22 protein-coding genes are annotated in these 26,429 nt (G+C 58.2%); 10 read left to right on the forward strand and 12 right to left on the reverse strand.

What is annotated here, in order from left to right:
* Positions 1–49: 49 nt before the first annotated feature.
* The 5 genes from AAA138_RS01385 to AAA138_RS01405 form a co-directional block, all read right to left on the reverse strand.
* Positions 50–1,570, reverse strand: coding sequence for a hypothetical protein (locus AAA138_RS01385; protein WP_349089272.1), 1,521 nt, complete (start codon positions 1,568–1,570; stop codon positions 50–52).
* A complete protein-coding gene (locus AAA138_RS01390) occupies positions 1,504–4,416 on the reverse strand; it encodes a hypothetical protein (RefSeq protein ID WP_349089273.1) in 2,913 nt (970 codons plus the stop codon). The genes AAA138_RS01385 and AAA138_RS01390 overlap by 67 nt, the downstream gene beginning before the upstream one ends.
* Before the next feature lie 155 nt (positions 4,417–4,571).
* The gene (locus tag AAA138_RS01395; protein WP_349089274.1) at positions 4,572–5,576 is read right to left on the reverse strand and encodes a LuxR C-terminal-related transcriptional regulator; all 1,005 of its coding nucleotides are present in this window, start codon (positions 5,574–5,576) and stop codon (positions 4,572–4,574) included.
* Positions 5,577–5,644: 68 nt separating this feature from the next.
* Positions 5,645–6,796, reverse strand: a complete 1,152-nt coding sequence (locus AAA138_RS01400) for an ATP-binding protein (protein ID WP_349089275.1) — start codon at positions 6,794–6,796, stop codon at positions 5,645–5,647.
* Positions 6,793–7,467 carry a response regulator transcription factor gene (locus AAA138_RS01405; protein ID WP_349089276.1) on the reverse strand — a complete coding sequence of 225 codons (675 nt, stop codon included), beginning with the start codon at positions 7,465–7,467 and terminating at the stop codon, positions 6,793–6,795. Before AAA138_RS01405 ends, AAA138_RS01400 begins: the two co-directional genes overlap by 4 nt.
* Before the next feature lie 90 nt (positions 7,468–7,557).
* On the opposite strand from AAA138_RS01405, the gene AAA138_RS01410 reads away from it, so the two are divergent.
* The 4 genes from AAA138_RS01410 (at position 7,558) to AAA138_RS01425 (ending at position 13,104) form a co-directional block, all read left to right on the forward strand.
* Positions 7,558–7,704: a CD1871A family CXXC motif-containing protein gene (locus AAA138_RS01410; RefSeq protein WP_040219972.1), complete on the forward strand. Its 147-nt coding sequence runs from the start codon at positions 7,558–7,560 to the stop codon at positions 7,702–7,704.
* Positions 7,697–8,599, forward strand: coding sequence for a 4Fe-4S binding protein (locus AAA138_RS01415; RefSeq protein ID WP_349089277.1), 903 nt, complete (start codon positions 7,697–7,699; stop codon positions 8,597–8,599). Before AAA138_RS01410 ends, AAA138_RS01415 begins: the two co-directional genes overlap by 8 nt.
* Before the next feature lie 30 nt (positions 8,600–8,629).
* Positions 8,630–9,601 (forward strand): TlpA disulfide reductase family protein, encoded by a 972-nt coding sequence (locus AAA138_RS01420; RefSeq protein ID WP_349089278.1) that lies wholly within the window; start codon positions 8,630–8,632, stop codon positions 9,599–9,601.
* A gap of 254 nt (positions 9,602–9,855) precedes the next feature.
* Entirely contained in the window at positions 9,856–13,104 is a 3,249-nt protein-coding gene (locus tag AAA138_RS01425) for an ABC transporter ATP-binding protein/permease (RefSeq protein WP_349089279.1), read from the forward strand.
* 271 nt (positions 13,105–13,375) lie between these two features.
* On the opposite strand, the gene AAA138_RS01430 is transcribed toward AAA138_RS01425, so the two are convergent.
* Positions 13,376–14,389 carry a hypothetical protein gene (locus AAA138_RS01430; RefSeq protein ID WP_349089280.1) on the reverse strand — a complete coding sequence of 338 codons (1,014 nt, stop codon included), beginning with the start codon at positions 14,387–14,389 and terminating at the stop codon, positions 13,376–13,378.
* A 396-nt stretch (positions 14,390–14,785) separates the two neighbouring features.
* Between AAA138_RS01430 and AAA138_RS01435 the strand changes: the two genes are divergently transcribed.
* Complete coding sequence (locus tag AAA138_RS01435; protein WP_349089281.1) at positions 14,786–15,739, forward strand: tRNA-dihydrouridine synthase family protein; 954 nt, start codon at positions 14,786–14,788, stop codon at positions 15,737–15,739.
* Positions 15,740–15,890: 151 nt separating this feature from the next.
* Here AAA138_RS01435 and AAA138_RS01440 read toward each other — a convergent pair whose 3' ends face one another.
* The 3 genes from AAA138_RS01440 to AAA138_RS01450 all read right to left on the reverse strand — a co-directional run bounded on the left by AAA138_RS01440 (position 15,891) and on the right by AAA138_RS01450 (position 18,118).
* Complete coding sequence (locus tag AAA138_RS01440; protein WP_349073763.1) at positions 15,891–16,157, reverse strand: ribbon-helix-helix protein, CopG family; 267 nt, start codon at positions 16,155–16,157, stop codon at positions 15,891–15,893.
* 836 nt (positions 16,158–16,993) lie between these two features.
* Positions 16,994–17,239 (reverse strand): glutaredoxin, encoded by a 246-nt coding sequence (locus AAA138_RS01445; protein ID WP_349089282.1) that lies wholly within the window; start codon positions 17,237–17,239, stop codon positions 16,994–16,996.
* Positions 17,240–17,290: 51 nt separating this feature from the next.
* On the reverse strand, positions 17,291–18,118 hold the full coding sequence (locus tag AAA138_RS01450) for a TipAS antibiotic-recognition domain-containing protein (protein ID WP_349089283.1): 828 nt from the start codon (positions 18,116–18,118) through the stop codon (positions 17,291–17,293).
* A 141-nt stretch (positions 18,119–18,259) separates the two neighbouring features.
* On the opposite strand from AAA138_RS01450, the gene tsaA reads away from it, so the two are divergent.
* Positions 18,260–18,997, forward strand: coding sequence for a tRNA (N6-threonylcarbamoyladenosine(37)-N6)-methyltransferase TrmO (tsaA, locus tag AAA138_RS01455; RefSeq protein ID WP_349073760.1), 738 nt, complete (start codon positions 18,260–18,262; stop codon positions 18,995–18,997).
* Positions 18,998–19,108: 111 nt separating this feature from the next.
* Complete coding sequence (locus AAA138_RS01460) at positions 19,109–20,323, forward strand: aminotransferase class I/II-fold pyridoxal phosphate-dependent enzyme (protein WP_349089284.1); 1,215 nt, start codon at positions 19,109–19,111, stop codon at positions 20,321–20,323.
* 95 nt (positions 20,324–20,418) lie between these two features.
* Here AAA138_RS01460 and AAA138_RS01465 read toward each other — a convergent pair whose 3' ends face one another.
* From AAA138_RS01465 to AAA138_RS01475, 3 genes are all read right to left on the reverse strand, one after another.
* Positions 20,419–20,898, reverse strand: a complete 480-nt coding sequence (locus tag AAA138_RS01465; protein WP_349073759.1) for a pyridoxamine 5'-phosphate oxidase family protein — start codon at positions 20,896–20,898, stop codon at positions 20,419–20,421.
* 42 nt (positions 20,899–20,940) lie between these two features.
* Positions 20,941–22,176, reverse strand: a complete 1,236-nt coding sequence (locus tag AAA138_RS01470) for an ATP-binding protein (RefSeq protein WP_349089285.1) — start codon at positions 22,174–22,176, stop codon at positions 20,941–20,943.
* Positions 22,177–22,424: 248 nt separating this feature from the next.
* Positions 22,425–23,744 (reverse strand): transporter substrate-binding domain-containing protein, encoded by a 1,320-nt coding sequence (locus AAA138_RS01475; RefSeq protein ID WP_349089286.1) that lies wholly within the window; start codon positions 23,742–23,744, stop codon positions 22,425–22,427.
* 245 nt (positions 23,745–23,989) lie between these two features.
* Between AAA138_RS01475 and AAA138_RS01480 the strand changes: the two genes are divergently transcribed.
* The 3 genes from AAA138_RS01480 to AAA138_RS01490 all read left to right on the forward strand — a co-directional run bounded on the left by AAA138_RS01480 (position 23,990) and on the right by AAA138_RS01490 (position 26,398).
* The gene (locus AAA138_RS01480) at positions 23,990–24,415 is read left to right on the forward strand and encodes a potassium channel family protein (RefSeq protein WP_271757070.1); all 426 of its coding nucleotides are present in this window, start codon (positions 23,990–23,992) and stop codon (positions 24,413–24,415) included.
* Between the two features lie 34 nt (positions 24,416–24,449).
* Entirely contained in the window at positions 24,450–24,983 is a 534-nt protein-coding gene (locus AAA138_RS01485; protein ID WP_349073756.1) for a TIGR00730 family Rossman fold protein, read from the forward strand.
* A gap of 125 nt (positions 24,984–25,108) precedes the next feature.
* Positions 25,109–26,398, forward strand: coding sequence for a chloride channel protein (locus tag AAA138_RS01490; protein ID WP_349089287.1), 1,290 nt, complete (start codon positions 25,109–25,111; stop codon positions 26,396–26,398).
* The last annotated feature ends 31 nt before the right edge of the window (positions 26,399–26,429 follow it).

The raw sequence follows: 26,429 nt of genomic DNA on the forward strand, positions 1-26,429 counted from the left end.
TTGATGTTCGATGAGCCGAGTCGGCGTCTCTCGTAAAAGCAACTAGGAGCTAGCAAGGCTCATCCGAATTGACCTCATCGGCGGTGTCTTTTTCGAGTGCCGTGCGGCGGGCGCTGTAGGCGATAAGACCGGCGCCTGCCGCGGCGAGTGCTGCAGCGGCTGCCGTCAGGGGGACGTTGACATCGCCCGTGCCCGCAAGCGCGCCCGCTTTTCCGGAGCGCTTGTTATTGCCGTGGTCCTTGCCACTGCCGGAGCTGCTTCCGCCGGAGCCGCCGCCCTCGTTAGTACCGCCGCCACTTGAGCCACCATCGCCGTCCGCCGTCATCGGGGCGTCGTGAAGCCCTGTGGCGTCCGCGCTGTCGCATACGCCGACCTGAACTTCTGAGCGTTCGCATGCCGCGTCGGGCACGTGGAGCTCGTGCAGTACAGCACCCAGCGCCGAGTTCGCGCCCGGTCGAATTTCTTCGAGCGTTACGGGATCGAGCGCCACCAGCTTACGCGCCTTCGCATATAGCGTTACGCGTTTGCCCACCTCGTCGCTCCAACTCTCGGGGATGGCGAAGCTCATGCGGAACTGTGCCGTGCAACCCGGTGCCAGCACGGCGTTGCCACTGTCGGCTACCAGCGGGTGCGTTGCAAAATGTGCGCCCAGCGTCTCGAGCGTGTACTTCACGTGTGTCATGTCGTTGGCCGAAGCGTCCTCGGCAAGCTCTGGATCGTAGATCGATGCCATGCGTGCGTTCACTCCGAACCCGATGGATGCGCTGGAGAACGGCTGACTGGAGCCCTCTCGGTACAGATCGATCGTGCCGGCGGTCAGCAAGGTGTTGCCGTCGTTTCGCACCGTGACCATGAAGGATTCGCCTGCTGCTCCGGGCACCACCGCGCCCGAGGTGGCGACCGCGCCCGTCGGAGTGGCACATGCCACCAAGGGCACTTCGATGCCGTGCAGCTCCGCCTTGCTCTGCTCCGCGCTCACAATGTGCGTGGCGAGCGCGGAGAGCATGCCTCCCGACGTCAAAAATGTCGTTATCTGATCGACGGGATGGTCCAGCTCGCACATCACAAACGGCTCCGTGAACAGATCGCCCGCCAAGGTACTGGCGAAGATGCGGAAGTGCTTGCCCATCACTGCTACCGGGTTGCCTTCTTCGTCGTAGGTTTGTCCCACCTTGCCATCGGTGTTCTCTACATAGAGCACGCACCTGCCGTTGTTGCTTACGCTAAACGATGCCGGGCCACAGCCTGCGGCACCCACGGGCTGCGTTGCAAATGCCGATGCGCCTCGCGTCCAAGTAATATGCTGCAGTTGCTCGTTGACGGTTGCCAAAAAGCCCGAATGTTGTGGCCACGGCACCGCGTGGGGTACTGTGGCATCTGGCGACATAACGCCCCAGCCCGCAATGGACTGGCCGATCACGGCGTACGATGCGCAGCCACAACCGCCTGCAGTCTCGTATGCAACGGGTACCACCATTTTGCCGTTGATATTCTCGGGCGCGCCTAGCTCGATGCTCGACGGTGCCTGCGGAAAGCGGAGGACCTGACGGAACGTGAGACTGTCGCCCAAATCATCCGACCACAGGGCAAAGCATTCCAGCGCAACCTCGGCCTCGCTGCCGAGCGCCTTTTCTGCGGTGGTTCCGTGGCGGCGGAGGTAGGCGCCCGACAGACGTCCGTCGACAAGTGTCTTGCCCACGTGATGCGTGGGCACTGCAGGCAATGGTAGCCATCCTCCTGAAGGCGGCCGCGCGAGATGCTGCGCCACGACGTGTGCGACATCACGCGAACTCCGTCGTTGCTTATGCGCAGGCGCACAACGGACAGTATGCCGGCTGTGCTTGCCGTATCGAAAAGGGTGTTGTCGCCGTCGGGGCGCTCGCCCGAGACCAGCAGCACGTAGGCGTCCTGGTTTCCTCTTCCGTCCGTATATTCCACCACGTCGAAGTCGTAATCGTATATGCCGTCGCGCTCCACGTCGCCCTCGCCAAACCCAAGGGGAAAGTCTACGGGCGTGGGAGCGGACCACGTGCCGTTCGTCTTTGTATGTACCACCAGGCGCGAGCGGCCATTCTCGCCGTAGCGCACCGAGGCGATACGGAATAGACACTCCATGCCGGCAATCATCGTTAGCCTCATGTGGGCTTCGCTGAGCACGCCGGAAAACAGCACGTTGTCGCTCGAGGGCTTGATGCCGCCACGCTCGTCCTCCGATACACCAGCAGAATTGGCGTTGGGGTCCGCAACGGCGTTCGCCGCCTGCCCGATATAGGTGTACTCATACATCGGCGCGGCGTTTTCGTCGTTCTCTATCAGTGCGTGGACGAAATGCTCGATCTGTCCCGTGTCGTCGCTTTCTGCATCCGCCTCGAGCTCAATGCGCGTGACCGACCGGTCCCAATCGCGCACGATAGGCGCGACGTTTACGGCAGTGGCCTTAACCTCGGCGCGTGCGAGCAGCTCAGCGTTGGTGACGATGGTGGCCGATGCGATGAATTGCGGCACGCCGCCCGCCTCGATGTTGCTGGGCGTGCCGAAGCGGGCATCCAACGTGTAAGGCATATCTCCACCCAATGCGAGCTCAGAGCGCTGGAGCACATACTGGTTGCCATTGTTCACCGACATATTCCATGAATCGAGGAGTGTGGGCCACGACCCCGACCAAGCCTTGGTGGTCCACTTGAACATTACGAACTGGAGTATCACATCGACATCGACGTCTGCACCTACGCGCAGTCGCGGAAGCTGGTGTCCATCTGCCTTCTCGTACCCAATGAACAGCGTGAGGGATGCGGCGCCGCGCACGGCAGACGAAGCGACGCCTGCAACGCCGGCTCCAAAGGTGACGGCAAGCCCGATCTGGATAGTGAATGAGCCCGACGTGTTGGAATAGTCGAGCGAAATGTTTTTAAAAAACGCCGCGCCGCTGCCGTGCGTGTGGGCACCCACGGCGAGTGCCAGTTTTGCCAGCACCCAGGGGTTGACGTTCAGGAAAAACGGCACCGGTCCTAGGGTAAACTGCTCGGTCCAATTGAGATCGGTTCTTACCTGAAAGAGGGCCTTAATATTGCCGTATGCGGGGTCGTTGTTGTTGCCCCAGGTTTTGCCCACCCAATCGTAGGCGAGCGAGCCGTACAGCTGTGTGGCGATATCCATCGTGAACAGCGGCGTGCAATGGTGGCGAAGGAGCTTGGTGTTTCTTGGATCGGTGCCCGAACCGGCACTCATGCTTTTGTACTGATTCCACTTCCCCTCCATCTCGTCGAGGTAGCGGTTTGCCTGCTTGGCGCCCGACTCACGCGGTGACTTCTTCCAGTACTCCGGATCCGGATTGCCCGAATCGTTCATATAGCTGGCTGGTTTGTATCCTCCGCCAAACAGCACGTATCCAGCAAACGAGAAATCGAAGAGGATCGGAAATGTGGGCATCCAGCACGTGAACTTATTGCCGCCGATGCCGGGAAACGCCGCGGGGAAATCAAACGGAGTGATCTCTTGGTCCATGGTGGTGGGGACGATAGTGGTCGAGCCCGATTCTGCCTTTGCCGCCGGCGCAGTGACAACGGCCATGGGGGAGGAGAGCGTGTAGGTCTTGCCCTGGTAGTCGAGGACAAAGCGCAGCTTGCATCCTTCTTCCAGAAGGCTCGATGCCACGTCGAGGAACTTGTCTTCGAGCGTGAACGTCGCCAGATTATCCGCGCCCGATGCGCTGGCCTTGACTTGGCCAATCTGCGTGACGGTTTCGGATGAGCTGCCCGCAGCGGGCATCACTTTATTGATATGCAACGTTGCCTGCCCGCCCTGCGGCAGATGGGCCTGCACGGTAAAAGCGTGCGTGTCGGGCTGATCGTTTGCTGCTTCGTCCGCTGGCAATGCCATGAACGTGGCTTCAGCGTACTGGATGTCCCATTCGTCGAATGTGAGCTGGCGGAAGTACGGCTCGCTATCGGAGCGCGGACGCGTGGGCGCGGTTATGGCGGTGCCGCCCTGGATACGCGCAAGGGGAATCTCGACATCACGGTAGCCCGCCATGCTAATGGAGATGCCGCCGTTAAAGTCGTACGCGTCGAGAAGCGTTGCCTCGTCCGCGTAGCCTTCCGAAAGAGGGGCGATTTCAAAGATGGCTGTGCCTTCTTCATCGGTAGTGGCGGTGAGCTGCTTGCCTGCGGCATAGCGCGATGTGAGCGTGACCTGGGCACCTGTGATGGGCGTATTCTTGTTGGCGACGTCGACCACGACCACACCAAACATGGTGCGCGAGAGAACGAGCACCCTGAAGGGGTCTTTTTCGTCGGCATGGGCTTCGGTGGGCGCGATCGGCAATATGAAGGCGTTTGCGCTTCCCGGCACGCGCGGCAACATAATGCTCGCCAGCGAGGACGCTCCGGCAACAAGTAGCGAACGGCGATCAAGCATCTTTGGCTCCCATCCCGCAGGTATCGGTGGAAATAATCCAATTTTGCGAGAAGGTGCCCCGTGGCGGTAGTGCCGTTCGATGGCCAAAATGTCCAATTTGAGCGTGCGAAAGCGCATGACCCCGGAGCGCTTTCGATACGACGGGCAGTCTGCCGCTAGCGCAACATGTGGGCAACCAGCTCGGCGCGAGTTCCGATACCAAGCTTGGCATACACTCCTGATAGGCGGTTTTTGACGGTGCCCGGCGATACTCCCATATGGCGTGCGATTTCGGCGTTGGTCCACCCACGACAGGCGAGCATGGCCATGGTGAATTCCGTGGTCGTTAGATCGTCGGCCACGTCCTCGCCCGAATCGGGGTTGTGGATGCGCCGCCAGCCGTAGCTGAATCGATACGTAATCTCGATGATGCGTGCGAAATCGTCAGGGTATTGCGATTTTAGGCATGCCTCGATAAGACCCTGCAAAAGGCCGTGGTGCTCGCCAATGAGCTCGATAAGGCCGTCGGGGCGCGCAATGTTCCAAGCAGCTCCGAAGTGCGATTTTGCGGCGTCGATGTCCTTGAGGCTCATGCATGCCATAGAAGCCGACAAGTGCAGGAATAGCTCCGAGATGGGATAGCTTCCCTGTTTCATGATCAGGGCATTTTCCGCCATGCCTAGGCTGCGGCCGTATTCGCCGCGCAGATACAAGGCGTGCGCCATCACGTAGCTGGCGAACAGGCGCAGGCCTTCGGGCAGATGCGCCGCAAGAGGATAAAACTCTTCGGCGGAATACGGGGAAGGCAAGTGCAGCAGGACGCTCGCGGCGGAGGCGAACAGGATATGCGTGGCGTGGATAGCGGATGATTCCTCGTCGGCCGGCGTATCGAGGATGCCAGCAAGGCACCGGCGGGCGTCGGCGATACGGTTGAGCGACAGACTGGCGTATCCGCAGATAAAGCATGCGGAATAGCGCAGTGCGGGATCGGTGGCGTCAAGATAGGGGCGTGCCGTCTCAGCAGCGAGGGTGGCCTGCCCGCGAAAGTACAGCGCTTCTGCCGTGGCGATGGCGCGCGAATTGGGGTCGGAAATGCCTGCAACCGCAGCGTCAATCTGCCCCGGCACAAAAGCGGTGCACATCAACGGCATGGGAACGCATGGGTAGCCATCGCAGTCCATCTTCCATCTCCCAACAGCTGGCAACAATAGCAGCAATTGTACTCCTGTTGCTCGGGACCCCTTTCGTTTTACTGTTCGGTTAACGCTGCGGATCGTTTTGGAAGGCTTACGAGCATGGTGGTCCCGTTCTCGGAACTTGCTTCGACCTCTACCGTGCCACCGTGAAGTGCTGCAATCTCCCAAACAAGCGCTAGCCCGAGCCCTGCGCCGCCGTATGCCCTGCTGCGGGATTTGTCTAGACGAAAGAACGGCTGGAAGATGCTCTCTCGGTACTGCTTGGGTATTCCCGGGCCCTCATCTTTGACTCGCAGGAGCACGTGGTTGTCGCTGTCGCTGATGGAGACGTTGACAGTCGAGCCGGGGCGGCTGTAATGGATGGCATTTTCGACCAGGTTAAACACCAGCCGATAGAGGAGCGTGTCGCTCCCGATTACTAAAGCGTCTCCAGCACAATTGAGGGCTATGCCCTTATTTTCGGCAAGTGGCGCAAGGTCGGTGAGGACCTCTTCGGACAAGGGACCAAGTTCCACATCGTCCTCGCAAGGAACGCTGCGGAGCTCACTCATCTCGAGCAATACCTTGGCCATTCGAGACATGCGCTCGGTTTGTTCTTGTAGCAGGCCGAGCAGCTCGGCCGTTTCGGGTTGCAAACCGGGGTGCTCGGAGATGAATAGTTCAATCTGTGCTTGCATAAGGGCGAGCGGGGTGCGCAGCTCGTGTGCGGCGTTGCCGGTAAACTGACGCTGTGCAGAGAACCCTTCGCCAAGACGGGCGATCATGTCGTTGAAAGAGGCGCTGCATCGTTGTAGCTCGGTGGGTACATCTTCACTGAGTCTGATTTCGCTTAGGTTGTCAGGCTGCACGCGCTCCACCTGGGCGGCAAAATCCCGTAGCGGCTTGAGCGCGTGGCCGCTCACAAAGTATGCCAGCACGCCGCCAAGGAGTGTGACTCCAGCCGTGATGTACCAGGCTGTCGCGCCAAAAGATTCCTGTGCGTCGTTTACGACGATCGTGACCTCGTCATTGAGGGCCGTTTTCGTTGGGTCGAACGCCTGAGGCGAATTCGCGCCGGCAGCGTTAAAGGCCGAGATGTTGCTGCCGATGGCATCCATGTAGCGCATGCCCGTATAGCCGACCAGGCAGTTCGTCAGCACGCACACCGCGCACGTCAGCAGTGCCGTCATGATCGTTATGCGCCATTGCAGAGAAAGCCTTTTCATTCGCTATCCTCCATAACGTAACCCTCTCCAATCCGATTGCGAATCGGGTCGTATCCCAAAGCGCTGCGCAACTTTTTTCGGAGCGACGAGATGTGAACGCGGGTTGCGTTGCTAAAGCTGTTCACGCTGCTATCCCAAACGTGCTCTATAAGCTCCTCTTGGCTTACCGGTCGCCCCTGATTAAGCATCAGGTATTCCAAGATTCCCGTTTCCTTGCGCGTAAGAGATAAAGCCTCGCTGTCCACGGAAGCGATGCGCGCCTTGGTGTCAAAGCGGAGCTTTCCGCAGGTTAAAACTATGTCGCTTTGTGTAAAGCGTCTGAGGGTAAGGCTGCGAATCCTTGCCGCAAGCTCGTCCAGATGAAACGGCTTGGTGAGGTAATCGTTGGCGCCGGCATCGAGTCCGGCGACTTTATCGGATACTCCGCCACGTGCGGACAGAATCAGTACCTTGGTCTCGCAGTCGGTTTTCCTAAGTTCCCTGAGCACAGTCATGCCGTCGATACGGGGAAGGTTGAGGTCGAGTACCACGAGGTCGAAGGCCTCAACGTCCAGTAGGTCGAGCGCCTCCTGTCCGTCGTGACAGCAGTCGACGCTGTACGCCAAGTTTCGCAAGCTGCGCGCGATTGCATCGCACAGTGCTCGCTCGTCTTCGACGATCAAAATACGCATAACAGTCTCCTTGCACATTTCAAATCGCGCTTAACACGGATTTTATAGCCGATATGGTCCAATGGTCGCGTAACGAAAGGAGTGGTCAGGTTGTTCAAAGCGGTAAAACCCGTGGTACAGGTCGCTTTGTTGATCGTCGGAATTGCCATGGTGTGCTTTGGCGTTATGCGTGGCGAGGCAGATGCCGTGCTGGCCAAAGCGATTAGGCTGTGCTTGGAGTGTATCGGAATTGGATAAAAGAGAAAACACTGCGTCGCATGTTTTGGCTCGATTTCGCGGATTCATTCAGGCGGCGGCGACGCTCGTCACCAACATTCACCTGCCGAACTTTGCCAAAGGCGGCATCTATCAGGGCGCGGGAAAAACCGTCTGCGTGCCTGGACTTAACTGCTATTCGTGCCCCGCGGCATCGGGTGCGTGCCCCATCGGATCGTTCCAGTCGGTAGTAGGTTCATCCAAGTTCAACTTTTCTTACTATGTTACCGGTACGCTCATTTTGCTCGGCGTGCTGCTGGGACGCTTTGTATGCGGCTTTCTGTGCCCGTTTGGCTGGCTGCAGGAGCTGCTTCACAAGATTCCCGGCAAAAAGTTCTCCACGAAAAAGCTCAAGCCGCTCACGTACATCAAGTACGTCGTGTTGCTGTTTGCCGTGGTGCTGCTACCCGTCTTGGTGGTTAACGACGTGGGCATGGGCGACCCGTTCTTTTGTAAGTACATCTGTCCGCAGGGTGTGCTCGAGGGCGCCATTCCGCTGGCCATTGCCAATGCCGGCATTCGATCTGCGTTGGGACAGCTCTTTACTTGGAAACTTGCCGTTCTCATTGCCGTGGTAGTGCTGAGCGTTTTGTTCTATCGCCCCTTCTGCAAATGGATTTGCCCGCTCGGCGCATTCTATGCGCTCATGAATAAGGTGTCCTTGTTGGGGATTCAGGTCGACGCGTGCAAATGCGTCTCGTGCGGCAAGTGTTCAAGGGTTTGTCAGATGGACGTTGATGTGGTCCGGGCGCCCAATCATGCCGAATGTATCCGGTGCGGAAAGTGCATCGGGGCCTGTCCCGTCGATGCCATCAGCTATCGCTATGGCCTGGATGTGTCGGCGGAAAAGCTCCCCTTGACCGCCGATAAAAAGTAAACAAGCTTCGACAATAACGGAGGAATGACTATGAAGCTTTCTAAGATTGCGGCCCTGTTTATGGTGCCGGTGCTGGCCTTGTGTCTTGTGGCGTGTTCGGCGCCTGGTGGCAATGCGAGCGAATCTGCGGGCCCCGATCCTAAGATCGCAGAACTCACTGCGCAGAAGCCGACCAATGCCGACGAGGCCGCCGAGTTGTATGCAAAACTCATGCAAAAGGAGAACGATATCTTTTCGAGTGGTAACGCGCTGTGGGAAAAGGTATTCAATGCGGCAAATAAAGACTCGGCAATGATTGAGGACGGCAGCAATTACGGCGATTTCCTGCTCAAGACCATCGACGGCGCCAAGGATGAGTTCACGGCGGATGAGCTTAAGACGCTCAAGGCCGGTGCACAGCAGATCAAGGAGATCGAGGACAAGCTCGAGAGCTTGGAGAAGGAGTTCCCCGGCTGTGGAAGCACGCCGAGCGCAGGCGAGAGCGTCGACGCTTCGACCGCTGGCATGACGGCTGGTGCCAATGCTTCGAGCGAGGCGACGAAGTTCCCCAGCTTTACGGGCAAGGACCTGGATGGCAACGACGTGAGCAGCGACGAGCTGTTCTCCAAGAACAAGGTCACCGTCATGAACTTCTGGTTCACCACTTGCAAGCCGTGCGTGGGCGAGCTGGGCGATCTTGAGAAACTGAATAAGGAGCTTGCCAAGAAGGGCGGCCAGGTCGTGGGCGTCAATTCCTTTACGCTCGATGGCAACAAGGGCGAGATTGCAGATGCCAAGGACGTGCTGAGCAAGAAGGGCGTGACATATAAGAACATCTGGTTCAAGTCGGATAGCGAGGCCGGTAAGTTTACGTCAAATTTGTTCTCGTTCCCGACAACGTATGTCATCGATCAGAATGGCAACATCGTAGGGGATCCAATCGTGGGAGCCATTAGCTCCGCCGAGCAGCGCGCAGCGCTCGACAAGCTTATCGACCAGGCGATTGCGAATAGCGAGCAGTAAAAAACGCGTAAAGCATCGCGAGGATCGTGTGTCGCTGTGCGGAGTGGTCCGCTGCCTTTCAAGACAAGCTTCACCATATAGAGGTCCCGCTCGGGACCTCTTATTTTAGGCGCCGTCCCGTTCGTTTTTTGATGCGGTTCCCTACATTCCTCACTGGCGCCGGCAAAAAATGGGGATAGAGTAGGACAAACGCGTCGAATACGAACGGCGGGGGAGAGCGGGCGAGGGCGCCCGCGCGGGAGAGGTTGCCGTCCATGCTGGAGCTCAAGGATATTTGCAAAAGGTACGTCACGCAGTCGTTTACGCAGGTGGCGCTCGATAACGTGAGCTTGGCGTTTCGCGACAACGAGTTCGTGGCCATTCTGGGCCCTTCGGGCTCGGGCAAAACTACGATGCTCAACGTCATTGGCGGACTCGATCATTTTGACTCGGGCGATCTGCTCATCGACGGTATTTCGACCAAGGACTTCCGCGACCGCGATTGGGACGCCTACCGCAACAACCGCATCGGCTTTGTGTTCCAGAGCTATAACCTTATTCCGCATCAGACCATCTTGGAAAACGTGGAGCTGGCGCTCACGCTCACGGGCGTTGGCCATGCCGAGCGTCGCCAGCGTGCGCGCGAGGCGCTTGAGGCAGTTGGTCTGGGCGAGCATGTGAACAAGCGTCCGAGCCAGCTTTCGGGCGGACAGATGCAGCGCGTGGCCATTGCCCGTGCCCTGATCAACGACCCCGAGATCGTGTTGGCAGACGAGCCGACCGGCGCCCTGGACTCGACGACGTCCGTGCAGGTCATGGACTTGCTCAAGGAGGTTGCGCGCGACCGCCTGGTCATCATGGTCACGCACAACCCCGAGCTGGCGTACCAGTACGCCACGCGCATCGTCAATCTCGCAGATGGAAAGATCACCGACGATTCCGACCCCTTCGACGCCGCTGGGGCTGCGCGTCGCGAAGCCAAGCCCACGCGCAAAACCTCGATGAGCTTTGTGACGGCGCTGGGGCTTTCGGCACGCAACCTCATGACCAAGAAGGGCCGTACGGCTATGACGGCATTCGCGGGCTCGATCGGTATTATCGGCATCGCGGCGATTCTGGCGCTCTCCAACGGCGTGAACAACTACATCAAAAAGGTCGAGGAGGATACGCTCTCGAGCTATCCGCTCACCATCTCCAAGCAGGATTACGACCTGTCGTCCATGATGGGTGGGCAGGAGGCCGCGGAGGATGACGGGGGAGCGAGCAGCGCCTCCGCCGGTGCGGACAGTTCGGCTAAGAAGTCCGATAAGATTCCCGTGGTCACGGCCGTAAAGGATATGTTTGCGAGCGTTAAGTCCAACGATATGACGAGCTTTAAGGCGTGGCTCGACGATGGCGGCGACGGCATCGACAAAGAGGTCAACGCCATTCAGTACAGCTACGGCGTGACGCCGGTCGTGTATCGCGCGGGCAAGGGCGACGAGAAGCCCGTGCGCCTGGTGCCCAACGCGATGACCGAGGCTATGAGCGGAGGCGCGAGCTCGGCGGCAACGGTGAGCATGGAGTCCATGGGGACCTCGGTCTTCAACGAGATGATTGACGACCAGAGCCTGCTCGACAGCCAGTACGACGTCGTCGCCGGTCATTGGCCTACGTCTGCCAACGAGGCCGTGATGGTGCTTTCGAGCCGTGGCACGGTGGGCGACTATACGCTCTATAGCATCGGCGCGCTGGATATCAATGAGCTCAACGACCTGGTCAACAGCGCCATGACGGCCGATGGCGAGGTCGAAACGCCCGAGACCGCCGCCGACTTTACCTACGACGATGCGCTGTCCACGACGTTTAAGGTGTTGTCGCCGGCCGATGCGTATCGCAAAAACGAAGAGACCGGTATGTGGACCGATATGTCTGGCGACACCGACTTTATGGCAGCCAAGGTTGCCGACGGTATCGACGTGCGCATTGTGGGCGTGGTGCGTCCCAACGAGACTGCCAATGCCAGTGCGCTGTCCCCGGGTATTGCCTATACGCATGCGCTAACTCGTGAGCTTATGGAGCGCGCTGCCGAATCTCAGATTGTGCAGGAGCAGCTCGCCCATCCCGAGACGGATGTCTTTACGGGCAAGTCTTTCGATGAACTGCAGGGCGAGGCCAAGCAAGGCGTGGATTTGGGCAGCATGTTCAGTGTGGACGAGGCGGCGCTCAAGAGCGCGTTCTCGTTCGATGCGTCTGCGCTCTCGGGTGTTGCCGGCGGTATGGACCTGTCGGGTCTTGATTTGTCCGGGCTGGATATTGACCTTTCGGGCGTTGGTAGGGACATCGACTTCAGCGACATCATGGCCAAAGCGCCAACCCCAGATTTCTCGGGCGTCTTTGACGGTCTGGAACTCACGCCCGAGCAAATGCAGCAGGTGGGAACGCTTGCCAACCAGCTGTTTGAGGGCTTTTTGCAGTCTGATCAGTTTAAGGCGCTGACACCCGATGATCTTAAGGACGCGTCAAAGCTTGCCGCCGCGTTCTCGACGTATCTTGAGAGTGATACGGCAGCCCAGCAATACCTGGCTCAGCTCAAGGCACTCGGTGGCGATGCCCTGGCCGAGCGCCTGCAGCGGGCGATGACCGACTATGTGCAAAAGCAGCTGGCTCCGTATCTGCAGCAGGCTATGGATCAGATGATGAAGTCGATCAGCGATCAGATTGCGGCGACGGTGTCAGCTCAGCTCAAGGCAGGCGCAGCAGGGCTCATGGGCCAGATGGCGACGCGGATGTCGTCGAGTTTTGCTAGCTTGGCGAGCGCCATGCGCGTGGATGCGAGTGCCTTTGCTCATGCCATTCACTTCAACATGGACGCCGAGGACCTGAGCTCGCTCATGATGAGCTATGCGAAGGCATCGAAACTCACCTACGACAACAACCTGACCACGCTGGGCTATGCAGACGAGGCAGACCCCATCTCGGTCAAGATTTTCCCGCGTGACTTTGAGGCTAAGGAGCGTGTGCTCGATCACATCGATGCGTACAACAAGCAGGTCAAAGCCGTCGGCCACGATGAGCAGGCGATCTCGTACACCGACTACATGGGTATCATCATGGGCTCGGTGACCGACATCGTGAACACCATCAGCTTGGTGCTCATCGCATTCGTGAGTATCAGCCTGGTGGTGAGCTCCATCATGATCGGCATCATCACCTACATCAGCGTGCTGGAACGCAAAAAGGAGATTGGCATCCTGCGTGCGATCGGTGCGTCGAAGCGTAACGTGGCCAACGTATTCAATGCCGAGACCTTTATCGAGGGCCTCATTGCCGGCGTCTTCGCCATCGTCGTCGTGGTGGCTGTGAGCTTTCCGGTTAATGCCTGGGCGCTTACTGCCAAACAGGTACCCAATCTGATGAGCCTGCCCGTGCAGGATGCGCTGGTGCTCATTGCGATTTCTGTGTTGCTAACGGTCGTTGCCGGCCTGCTGCCCGCTCGCAGCGCGTCCAGGAAGGATCCCGTGGAGGCCCTGCGCTCTGAATAATGTGACAAGGGACGGTCCCTTTGTCACATTGAGGGCCTTGCGGAATCGGGGTCTAATACTTTTTCGAGAAGTGAACGAGTCAAAATGGACCCCCGAAGCGTCGACACTTTTGAGATGCAATTTCCTGCGGTTTTGATTGTTGAATCCTGCGGTTTTGGCGTCAGAAAATGTCGATGCTTCGGGGGTCCAAAAACGGTCGTTCACTTCTTGGAAAAGTATTAGACCTCGAGATATAGACGATGTTTGCGAGCGGCAATTAGGGCGTAAGCCTTTAGTTCTTCTTTGCAGAGAGCATGAGCCTAATTTCCGGGTGGGTGTATTCGTCGAACTCTTCCTTGGGCTCGGTGTCAAAGGTGTAGTACGACTTGATAGATTCGTCCTCCGTCTTGATGCTGATTTCTTCATATAGGGATCCGGCTAAAAATGCCTGTTTAAATTCATCCGACAGGCTGCATGGCGTGAGGAGGTCCGGTGTGGCAACGGAAATGTCCAACCCGTTGAGCGGGGCGCAGAGCGTCGCGATATCCTGCTCGGCGCGGGCGAGGTCGTCTGCAAGGCTTGCCTCGGGGTCGATCTGACTGATGTAATCGACGTCCGTGAGCATGCCGTCTGCATCAAAAGAAAGGTAGACATAGGCTGCTTGAGCGCCGAGGTCATTGTCGCGTAGATAGCCGATTATGCGGTAGCCGTAGTCGTGATACGACTCGTATGGGTCGTCTGCCGCGACGCGTTCGCACACGGGCTCCAAGGCATCTTGCGCGATGGCGAGCTGCTCGGCGGCTGCAGCCTTTCTTACCTGAAGCTCGTTATTTCCCTGGACAAACTGCGGGATGTAGACGCCAAGCAGCACAATGGCGGGCACTGCGATGAGCACGATAATCTGTTTCTTGGCGCTCGGAATCACAACGCCGTATGCGGCCGCCATGGCCTCGGCATTGCTCGAGGTTTCGGCCAGCACGTCTGCCGCCGTGGCGACTGCCCCTACGGCGCCGGCGACCTCCGCGGCGCCGCCCAGGTTGCGCGCGAGATCGTTATCACTGTTCTTGAGCAGGTGGCCGGCAGCTTGCGTGGCGAGCACACCGGCGACCTCCGCGGAGCGGTCTTTGTTGGTCTGGGCCACCGCAAGCCTGCCCTGCAGCTCCTTCCACTGTTTGCCCTGCATTCCAAAGCGCGGCGCAAGAGCGCAATAGCAAAAGATGGCGAGTTCGATTGCGGTGAGTGCGATGGCGGTATATATGCCCGCGGGTTGGAATTCCTTTTGATGGAACGCGATATCGTTGATCATTTGGAGCGGCAACATCAATAGGCATGCTACGAACGACATGACGAGTGCGGTCGCTGCGATTTTGGGGTATGTGCAGTACCGCTGGATGCGTTTCTTTTCTTGCTCGGTGAGCTGCTGCATGGGGCCTCGACTCTCATCGTTTTTCGGGGGCGATGCGCACACGCTCTTGAGTATAGATGAGTGGAGGATGTCTGTTGTTCATACATGGCGGTCAACAGCGTGCTGTTGGTGCTCGCTTGATCGTGGGCGCCATTCACCTTCGTTGCACAGCGACGACTGGTTGGCTGGTTGGCGTCAAGTAACCGCCTCCGCCTTGTGGGCCGCCTCAAGGACAAGGCATAATGCATGTGACAAAGGGGCAGTCCCTTTGCCGCATTGATCTGAGAGTAGATGTTGATGATTCTATCGTTGGCCCCCATGGAGGGGATTACCGGGCATGTGTTCCGTCGCGTGCATGCGGAGTGCTTCGGCGCACTCGATTGCTATTACACGCCGTTTTTGCCGCCGCCGCGGGTGGGCAACCGCTTTGGCGGCAAGGCGTTTAAGGAGATCGATCCTGCCAATAACCAGGGGCTTAACGTAGTGCCTCAGCTGATGTCCAAGAACGCGGACGAGTTTGTGTGGGCGGCACAGGTGCTCGCCGACATGGGCTATCGCGAGGTCAATCTCAACTTGGGTTGCCCCTCGGGGACGGTTGTCGCCAAGGGCAAGGGCTCGGGTTTCTTGCGTAATCTCGACGAACTTGAGGTGTTCTTGAGCGACGTGTGCGAACGCTCGCCGTTGCCGGTATCGGTCAAGACCAGGCTGGGGCTGGAGAGCGATGACGAGTATGAGCGCGTGCTCGATCTGTATTGCCGCATACCGTTGGCAGAGCTGATCGTGCACCCGCGCGTGCAAAAGGACCGCTATACGGGCACGCCGCGCAAGGAGTTCTATGGCGAAACGCTGGAGCGCGCGCCGTTTCCGGTCGCCTATAACGGTGACATTTTTGATCTTGAGGATATGGACGCGCTGGTGGAGGCTTATCCCGGCACGCGCCATGTGATGTTGGGGCGTGGCCTGCTCGCGAACCCCGCGCTGGCTCGCAGGGTCAAGGGCGGCCCAGCGGCAACGGCTGCTGAGCTGCAGCGCTTCCACGACACGCTGTTTGCGGCATATGCAGAAGAGATTGGCGGCAATGCGGTCTTCCGCATGAAGGAGTGGTGGTTCTACGCCAAGTGCGCTTTCGCTGATCCCGCTACCGTCCACAAGATCGTGCGCAAGACCAAAAAGGTTGACGAATACCGCGCCGCCGTCGAGCGCGTCTTTCGCGAGCAGCCACTTGCACCCATAGCCCGCTTCCACGGCTAGTTAGCCATTGGGGACGTTCTTTAACGACTAGTCATTTAAGAACGTCCCCAACGACTATGTAGCAAAAAGCTGTACACCAGCATCCAAAGATGTCGAAAATGTCGACTTTGGATGCTGGCGTACATGTTTGGGTTCGGCGGGGGAGCGGTGCCTAGGCAATCATTGCATCAAGTGTTATGAGTTCCCTGAGCCGTTCCGTGCGCGTTTGCCCATGGCGTTTGGCTTTTTCGTCAAACGCCTCAAGAACCGATTCGCCCACACGTGCCGACAAGACAGCGCTCGGCTCATCAGAGATCGGCGGCCTTCCCAGCTTAACGGTGCGGCCTTTCGGCCATTCATCTTTTTCGTAAGCTTCCGCGGCTTTCTCTAACTCTCCAGGGGCAAATCCCATCATTTTTTCAAGCTGCTCAGCATCCATGGCGCCTCCTATCGATCGACATAATGTCGAGCGCTGGTTCTCGGATTCCCTTTTTTGTATACAGTTTTGTAGACAAAAATACAAGCAGTTTATCGGGCTAATTAGCTTGTTTTGATCCGCCTGCTCGATAGGAAATGAGCATTGACGGCTTCGATACTCCTTTGCTTTTCAGCTTGGAATTTGGATGCTCGTTGAACTTCCGTAGGGGAGCGTTTTATTAAGCTATCGAGATTCTGGGCAGGAGCTCTCACCGGTCTTCGATAGTGGGACCAGCTTAATTCGCGACACAGTGTGTCGCGAATTGGAGTAGTCGTTGGGTGTCCTTCAATGGCTAGTCATACAAGAACGTCCAAGTGCCGGATTTTGTCATTTAGTGTCGTTCTCAGCGACTATTCTGGAGGGTCGTGGTCAAAAAAGGGCAAATATGAGTACTGTTGCAATTATGGTTGCATTTATTTTGCTATAAATAGTAGCTCCTGATGAGATTTGTTCCCATTAAGAGCTACGTTTATTGAACATATGAGGAGAAATAACGTCGTCTGCGGACGAGTGGAACGTTGAATAGTTCCTGAAATGATCAAAATTGCTGCTACTAAACAGGTAGTAGTACTCATATTTGCCCTTTTTTGACCATAGCTCCCTCGGAAACTCTTTCCCGAGGCATCAAACAGCCATAATCCAAAGGTCGCCTCAAACAATTAGCCGGTTAAGAGCGTCCATGGCTACCCAAAAGTTGTACGCCAGCATCCAAAGATGTCGAAAAAAGTCGACTTTGGATGCTGGTGTACATGTTTAGGCCGTATGAGGTGGGGTCTTGGACGGACGGGATGCGCGTGCTAGAGCAGGTTCTTCTGTACCCATGCGATGATGTCGCTCGACTCGTAGAGTGGTTTGCCGTCGATGAACAGGCAGGGAACCTGGCGTTTTCCGCCGATGGAGATGAGTGTCTGTTCGGCATCGGAATCGGTCGAGATATTGCGCTCGGGAATGGTCACGCCGTTATCTGCCAGAAAGCGCTTGACCTTTATGCAATACGGGCAGCCGGTCATAACGTAGAGCACGAGCTCGTGATCAGTAGCCATGGGTCTCCAATCGGTTGAGGTTTTGATTGAAATACCCAAAGCCGCCGCGGTCTATGCGCGCGTCAACGACGACTCGATGGCCTGAACTAGAAACGCCGTGGCTCCGGTGCCGCATGGCTTGTCGTAGTAGTCGATAAAGCGCTGATCGGCGAGGTAGCCGTGGGCGAGCCCCAGATAGGCCTCGTCTTGGGGCTCGCTGCCCCAGTTGAGAGCTATCCAGCGGTGATGCATCGCGACGAGCTTGCGAGCCTCGCTTCCATCCGCATCGCCGTCGCCCATGGCAATCGAGAGCTGACCCAGAATAGCGCGTTCAAGTTCCTTCATGTCGGTCCATGTCTGAGGATCCATGTCCAGTAACGTTTCGTTTGCTGCATCGATAGCCTCATTGCCATAGCGCGCCCGCGCCTCGGCGCCGTAGCGCTCTTCGTTTTCCTGCACGTTGTGCCAGCGCTCCAGTTGCGGCAGGACGGCGCCCATGAGCGAGACGGCTTCGTCGAGCGACATGCCGGTGTTTTGCGCCAGCCGCGGGGCACAATCCTCAATCATCGCCTCCATGGTGGTGTCGTAGGTGTACTTGCCGTGGTCGTAGCACCACTTGCAGTAATGGTCGGTCGTGGCGCCCGTGGCGTCGGTGCCGCAGTCGTCGGGCGTGAGTATCATGCCGCAGCTCTGGCAATAGTGCTCGGGCATTTCGAGCAGGTGGGGCAGGGGCTCGCCGGTCACGGCGGCAATGAGTTTCATCATGTCGATGCCCGGTGTGACCTCGCCGCGTTCCCAACGGCTGATGGCCTGGCGTGTGACGAAGAGCTTAGCGGCGAGCTGCTCCTGAGTAAGGTGATGGGCGCGACGGATGGCAATGAGCTTTTCTGCAAAGGCCATAGCGGCTCCTTTCTGCTGGTTGATGGCTTAAGCATACGCGGCGGCAGGCGCCCTTCCAAGCAACCGTTGGTTGCGCGACGGGAGACCGCGGCGAAGAATTGCGCGCAATGCCCCACGCCTCCATGCCGTACAATGACCGGCATGGAACCTATTGCACACATACATACCGACCTGCCGCAGAAGTTCGGCATTCCGCGCAACAGCTTTTTGGCGCCTCATCTGCAGGGACGCATCGTTTTTGAGCCGGAATTTGCCTCCAACGCAGCAGTTGAGGGCCTGGATTCCTTCTCTCACTTATGGCTGCTGTGGCGCTTCGAAAACGGAACGCCCGGCGGCACGGCTAAGGACATAGCTGCCGATGCCAAGTCGCAGGACAGGTCCGGCACCAACGTCAAGTGGTCGAAAACCGTGCGCCCGCCGCGTTTGGGTGGAGCCGAGCGCGTGGGCGTGTTTGCCACGCGCAGTCCGTTTCGCCCTAATCCCATCGGTCTCACCTGCGTCAAGCTCGATCGTGTCGAGTTCACCGATGATGGCCCCATCATTCATGTGCTGGGGGCCGACCTGCGCGACGGCACGCCCATCTACGACATTAAGCCCTACATTCCGTTTGCGGACTGTCACCCGGATGCAACGGGCGGCTGGATTGAGGATGCTCCGTGGCAAGAGCTCGATGTTGAGTTCCCGCAGGCTCTTCAAGACATGGTCCCGCCCGCAAAGCTCCCCGGTCTGGTCGAGGTTCTTCGCCAAGATCCGCGCCGCGCGGGCAGCAAGCACGAGCCAAACCGCGTCTATCATCTGGCCTTCGCCGGGCTTGACATATCTTTTACGGTCGATAAAACCCAGCTAACCGTGGTCGCCGTCAACGACGCGCAAGACTAACCAGCCATTCGTCCGCACCCGTCAAATTAAGCGCCAAACCCCATGCCAAAATCGCCCGTGCTGGTGGACAATAACGCCTACCAAAACAATCACTTTGCACGGGAGTTCAGCATGAAATACGACTTTAGCTCGCTTATCGACCGCCACGGCATGGACTCCATCGCCGTTGACTCTTGGGGCGAGATCCCCGGCATGGCTCCGAACGCACCCGACGAGGGCTTCGACCGCATTCCCATGTGGGTGGCCGACATGAATTTCGCCACGGTGCCCACGGTCCAGGAGCACATCATTCAGCGCGCTCAGCATCCCATGTTTGGCTACTTTAACCCGCGCGCCGAGTACTTCGACCGCATCATCGAATGGCAGAGCCGCCGCAATGGCGTCGAGGGCCTGCGCCCTGAACATATCGGCTACGAAAACGGCGTGCTGGGCGGTGTCGTGTCGACGCTGCGCGCGTATGTCCAGCCGGGCGATGCAGTGCTGGTCCATAGCCCCACCTACATTGGTTTTACCAAGTCCATCGAAGCTGCGGGCTATCGCATTGTCCACAGCCCGCTTAAACTCGACGACCAGGGCGTGTGGCGCATGGACTTTGAGGACATGGAGTGCAAACTCGCCCAAAACCACATCCATGCCGCGGTGTTCTGCTCACCGCACAATCCCTGCGGCCGCGTATGGGAGCGTGACGAGATCGAGCGCGCCATGGACATCTACCGCCAGCACGATTGCGTGGTGATCTCGGACGAGATTTGGTCCGATATCATCCTGCCGGGACACAAGCATATTCCGACGCAGTCGGTAAGCGAGGACGCCCGCATGCGCACGGTTGCCCTCTATGCGCCCAGCAAGACGTTCAACCTGGCGGGCCTGGTCGGCAGCTACCACATCATCTATAACGAGACGCTGCGCGACCGCGTGTACGCCGTGTCCGACAAGACCCACTACAACGAGATGAACGTCCTCTCTATGCATGCGCTTGTCGGTGCCTACCAGCCGCAGGGCTACGAGTGGGTGGACGAGCTCAACCAGGTGCTTGCCGGCAATATCGAGTACTTCTGCAATTACGTGGACGAGCATTTTGAGGGCGTGTCCTATTCGCGTCCGCAGGGCACGTACATGGTGTTTCTGGACTGCACCGAGTGGTGCCGCGAGCATGGCCGCGATATTCAGTGGCTGCTCGACGAGGGGGCGCGCGTAGGCGTGGGATATCAGGACGGCCGCCCGTTCCACGGGCCCTGCCACATTCGCGTGAATCTGGCGCTGCCGCTTTCGCGCGTAAGGGAAGCGTGCGACCGCCTGGACCGCTACGTTTTTAATGCACGGTAAGTGAGCACTGCATGCGGGGTCTTCTGCCAAGTCGGCTGGAAGGCCCCGTGTGGTAAGGCATCTGTAACCATTGGGCGCAGACCTGCTGCGGAGGTTTATTTTTCCTGAATCTGCTTGCCGCAAAGATGCTCAATCGAAATCTCGTAGAGTTGGACGCCCTTGATGTCTTTGGCGATTTCCTCCTCGACTTCTTCGGCAGAAGGGTAGTACTTAAGCGCGAGCTGGCGGACTTTGTCCTCGATAAGCGCGGGGGTGTCATTCGCCAGGCGACAGCGGCCAAAGACCACGGTGCTCATAACGTAGGGAGCCCAGTCACCGTCCTGGTACCACTCGTTGCCGTAAACGGTAAAGCAGACCTTGTCATCGCGCTTGAGTGCGTCGACCTTGTGGCCGGCCTTGGCGCCATGGAAATAAATCTTGTCGTGCTCGGCGTCAAAGAAGTAGTTGACGGGAATGGCGTACGGGTAGCCATCGTCGCCGTTGACGGCAAAGACGCCGCGCTTGCAGGTAGCGAGCAGTTCGCGCGCTTCTTCGTCGGTGATGGCGCGCTTCTTTCGACGTAAGGGCCTAAACATCGTTGGCTTCCTTTCTGGTCGTGCGTGGTGGTTGAGCACAAACTATAGCGAAACGGATCCGTTTTTCTTGATGCGGGCGAGCATGTTTTTGAGCTTGTTAAAGTCGAGCGGTTTGGACAGATGGGCGTTCATACCGGCGTCGTGTGCCGCCTTGGCGTCCTCGGCAAAGGCATTGGCGGTGAGCGCGATGATGGGGATATCGGCTGCATCGATCTTCTCGCTCAGACGAATCGCGCGGGTCGCCTCGTAACCATCCATTCCCGGCATCATGATGTCCATCAGAATCGCATCGAAGCTGCCGGCGGGACGGCCAACGTATAGGTCGACCGCTTCGTTGCCATCGGCGGCGCGAGTTACGACAATGCCTTCGCTTTCGAGCAGCGCCTGGGCAATCTCGGCATTCAATTCGTTGTCTTCGGCGAGCAGCACGTTCATGTCGGCGAGCGAGCAGTCGAGCGCCCTCTCGACCGTATCTGCCCGCGTCTGAGGGTTCTTGTCGATATCGAGCGGAATCTGGACGTTGAACGTACTTCCCACGTCAACCTCACTCGAAATCTCAATCGTACCGCCCATCAGTTCAATAAGCGACTTGACGATTGGCATGCCCATGCCGGTTCCTTGGAACCTGCTGCGCGCATCGTCGCCTTCTTGGGCAAACGGCTCATAGATATGCTTTAAAAACTTGGGAGTCATGCCAATGCCGGTATCCGAAACGCTAAAGCAAAAGAGCGCGCGCCCGTTATCGAGTGGCTTGGTCTTTGAACTAAAGGTGACGGAGCCGCCGTGCTTGTTGTACTTAATGCTGTTGTCTAACAGGTTGATCATGATCTGTCGGATATGGGTGGGACTGCCGATCATGTATGGCCCCGTGGCGTACGGCAGACTATTGTCCTGCATGGTGATGCCGTTACTGGACGCGCGGAGCTTGCACAGCACCAGCGTATTGTCACAGAGCTCTTTGAGGTTAAAAGGCGTATGCTCCAGTGTTAGCTTGCGGTCTTCGATTTTGCCCATCTCGAGGATGTCGTTGATCAGCGAGAGCAGGTGATTGGCGGCAACGCGCGCCTTGGCACGGCTCTCGCGGGCGACCTGGATATCGCCTTCCTTCAATTCCTCGATCTCGATAAGGCCCAGGATACCGTTGAGCGGCGTTCGGATGTCGTGGCTCATGCGCGTGAGGAATGCCGTCTTAGCGGCGTTGGCAGCATCGGCTTTTTTGCGCTCGGTTCGAGCGCGTGCGAGCGCCCAGATGAGCAGGACGATGCCGACCGACAACATACCGATGAGGGTAGCTGCAACGGCGGCACGGTTGCGATAAAGGAATTGAAGCGTGTTTGATTCCTGGGCCGTGTACGACGTGGAGGAGTAATTGCTTGCGGAGAGCGATTCTCCGGCATTGATGATGCCCTTGTTGATGATTCCCAGCAGCTCGGGCTTTCCGCGCGAAATCCAGCACGAGAGCTCACAGGTGTCAGGGAGCTCGACCGTCTCGTAGCCTTCGAGATCATGACGATCGCCGATGGTTTTTATGCGTGAGCTGGGAGCACGATGCAGTGCGCCGTTCCCTTCCTGAGGGCGTCGAACGCTTCATCGTCGGATTGGTATTCGGTCACGGTCGCTGTGGGGAACAGACTTTCAAGTACATTTTGGTTGACAAACGATGATTTGGTGCAGGCGATGTTCTGAAGGTCTTTGTTCAGATTGCCGTCGGTGTGGATGGCGGTGAGGGACACGGTCCCCAACGATACCGACTGCACAACGCCTGATTGCTCGGCAAACCAGTAATCTCGGTATACCGGCAGCGCAACGTCTATGCTTCCCTTTGACAGGGCCTTTGACATCATCTTGTAGCTATCAAAGGGGACGGTTTTGACCGTAATGCCAAATTTATCGTGCAGCGTCGTCGCAAGCGATGCGAGCGAGCCTTCCATTTCGCCGTTTTCGTCTTCGTTGCAGTAGGGGAGTTTGCCCGTAATGTAGCCGAGCGTGATGGTGTTGCCATTTGCTTTGAGCCAGGAACGTTCGGGGCCGTTGAGCGATGATGAACCGCTGCTTTGGGCCGAGTAGTTAGATTTGACTTCGTCGATATAGCGTGGGTTGACGCGGGCGATTGCCGACATGGCGGCATTGATGTCGTCCATCAGGTCGGGGCGGCTTTTGGGGACGGCAAAATAGTAGTCGCTCGAACCAATGTAGAACATGGGGGAGGCGCTGGGCGACGAGGTCGTGTCGTTCATGATGATGGCATCGACCTCGTTGTTTGCGAGCGCGTCAAAGAGGGCACTGCCAGTGTCGATTTCTTTATAGGTGCAGGTAATGCCTTCGTTGGCGAGCCACTGCTGGCCAACGAAGGTTTGCATGACGCCGGAGTTGCAACCGATAGTGAGACCCTGGAGCGCTTGGGGGTCACCCTTGGCCAGATCGTCGCGATCGGGCTTGGCGTAGATGTAGTAGCGCTCGGTGCCCTCGGGGTTCGAGGAAAAGAGCAGCTTTTGGGCGCGTTCCTCGGAGTAGGAGATGTTGGGCATGAGGTCGATTTCGCCTGCCTCGAGCATGTCCATAAGCTCGGTGAAGGTGCCGGAGATGTATTCGTACCGCCAGCCGGGCGTGTAGTACGACAGGGTCTGGAGGTACTCGTAACCCCATCCCGAGAGACGCTCGCCGGGGGTGCCGTCCTGGAAGCCCTCGTTGTTGACGAGCCAACCAACGCGGACCGTCTTGACTGGCTGGCTAGAGTCAGCGGCAAAAGCCTGGACAGGCGCGATAGAACTCAGCACGGCAAGCGCGGCGAGCACAATGGCCAGGGCGCGACATATAACTGAACGAAGGACAGTGGCAGCTCTCACATGCAATCCTAACGAATCGAGACATTACCGCATAAGGATACCAGCTCAGCCCGCCCAGTCGGCAGCTGCACCGCTAAACGCTCCCGCCCGGCAGTCATTGGGGACGTTCTTAAACGACTAGTCATCGGGGACGTTCTTGTTTGACTAGTCATTTAAGAACGTCCCCAATGACTAGTTCCGTTTGCGGGGGAGGCGTGGGACAATACCGAGCGAACGTGATTGGGCGTCTGGGAAAAGGGGTCGCGATGAAAAAGCTCAAGACGCTTGCTGACGTGTTACGCCAGGCGGGCTTCGTGCGCATTACGGAGCTGTTCCTCGTCTTTTACCTGCTGTGCTCGACGGCCGTCTGGTTGTCCGAGCCTACGACCCTCACGTTTGGCGATGGGCTCTGGTTTAGCTTTGAGACGGTCTCGACGATCGGCTTTGGCGACATCCCGGCCGAGACACCGGTTGCCCGCGCTATTACCGTCGTCTTGAGCGTCATCAGCATCTTCTACATCGCCATGCTCACGGGCGTGGCGGTGAACTACTGCAATACGCTTATCAAGATGCGTCAAAAGGACACCATGGCTCGTTTTATGGACGATCTTGAGCATTTGGAAGAGCTCGATCGTGACGAGCTCGCCGATCTGTCACGCCGCGTGCGCGAGTATCGTCGACGCCAGCGCTAAGACGAACGTCGTGCGCCACAACAGGGGGACAAATATGAACATCACCGTGTACCTGGGTGCCAACACTGGCAATGACCCGGCATTTCTGCCCGCGGTACAGGAGCTGGGCAACTGGATTGGCGCCAACGGACACGCGCTGGTATACGGCGGGTCCAAATCGGGCCTGATGGGCGCGCTCGCCGATAGCGTGCTCGATGCCGGCGGACACGTGACGGGTGTTGAGCCGAGCTTTTTTATCGAGGCCGAGTTTCAACATGACGGCATCGACGACCTTATCGTGACGAGCGATATGGCCGAGCGCAAAGCCAAGATGATTGAGCTCGGCGATGTGTTCATCGCCTTTCCCGGCGGGACGGGCACGCTCGAGGAGATTGCCGAGGTCATGTCCGCTGTGTCGTTGGGGCACCTGAGTGCTCCGTGCATCCTGTATAACCTGGACGGTTACTACAACGACCTCAAGGCGCTGCTCGGGCACATGATTGATAAGGGCCTATCGAGCCCGCAGCGCCAGCAAGGTATCTACTTTGCCGACGATTTGCGCGAGATTGCCTCGATTATCAACGGATAAGTCTTGAGCTTGCCCCACTATGGCTCCCAATGGTGCCGTTCGCGGCGCAGACGGTTGGCTCGTTCGGGCAACGCTCACTCTACAATAAAACGTAACTATGTCGACTTTGACCGCGGGAGGACCCGATGGATAACCTTGCCAAACCCAAAAACCGCGCGCTGTTTTTACTTAGCGTTGCCGTGACCGGTGCGTTCGCAGGTGCCGCGGTCTGGCTGTTCTTTTTTGCGATGGAGCACGGTATCGACTATCTATGGACCGAGATTCCGCACGCGCTGGGCGTCTCTTCGCCCGAGCTTGCCAGCGGCCCGTTTGGCTTTTTGCCGTACCCGTTTTTTGTCTGCCTGCTGGGCGGCCTGTTAATCGGTCTGTACGAAAAGATGACAGGCACCAAGACCGATGACCTCAACCAGGTGATGGCTAAGGTTAAGCAAGACGGGCGCTACCCGTACGACAACCTGGGCAAGCTTTCGCTCGCGGCATTGCTGCCGCTGCTGTTTGGCGGAAGCATTGGACCGGAGGCCGGCCTGACCGGCGTTATCGCGGGTCTGTGCAGCTGGGTCGGCGACCGTACGCGTCGCTTTGGCGCCGAGTTTAGGGAGCTCACGCTGCTGGGTACCCAGGCTGCCCTGACGGCGCTCTTTACTGCGCCCGTCTTTGGCTTTGTGGCGCCGCTTGCCGGTAGTGCCGACGGCGACGAGGGCTCCGCGTCCGGCGAGATCACCATCAAGCTGCCCAAGGCGCAAAAGACGGTGGTCTACGGTATTGCGATTGCCGGCGGTCTGGGTGCCTACCTGCTGCTTGGCCAGCTTGTGGGCGGCGGCATGGGCATGCCCAGGTTCGAGTCCGCCGAGGTGGGCAACCTAGAGCTTACCTGGCTCGTCCCTCTGTCGTTGATCGGAACAATCTGCGGCTGGCTGTACTTTGTCTCTGAGCACGCGAGCGAAGCGCTTGCCCATGCAATAGGGGAGCGTCCTGTCGTCAAGGCCATGCTAGCCGGTCTGGCGCTCGCCATCTGCGGCACGGTCCTGCCCTACACCATGTTTGCCGGCGAGACCCAGGCCGACGTGCTCATGGAAACCTACTTGACCATTCCCGCCGGCGTGCTTATCGCGACCGGTCTGGTCAAGGCCATGCTGACCCCCGCCCTCATCAACCTTGGTTGGCGCGGCGGTCACTTCTTCCCGGTTATCTTCTCGGGCGTAAGCCTGGGCTACGGACTGGCCATCCTCACCGGCGCCGATCCGGTCTTTTGCGTCGCCGTCTGCACGGCATCGACGATGGGCGCCGTCATGCGCCAACCCGTTATGGTCGTGGGCTTGTTGCTCATGTGCTTCCCGCTCAAAGGCATCGTCTGTATGATCATCGCCGCCGTCATCGCCGCCGGCATTCCGCTGCCCAAGTCGCTGCGCAAGTAGCACGGTGGCGCACGGTCGATACAAGCACCCT

Source organism: Collinsella sp. CLA-JM-H32B (assembly GCF_040098065.1).
Lineage (GTDB): Bacteria > Actinomycetota > Coriobacteriia > Coriobacteriales > Coriobacteriaceae > Collinsella.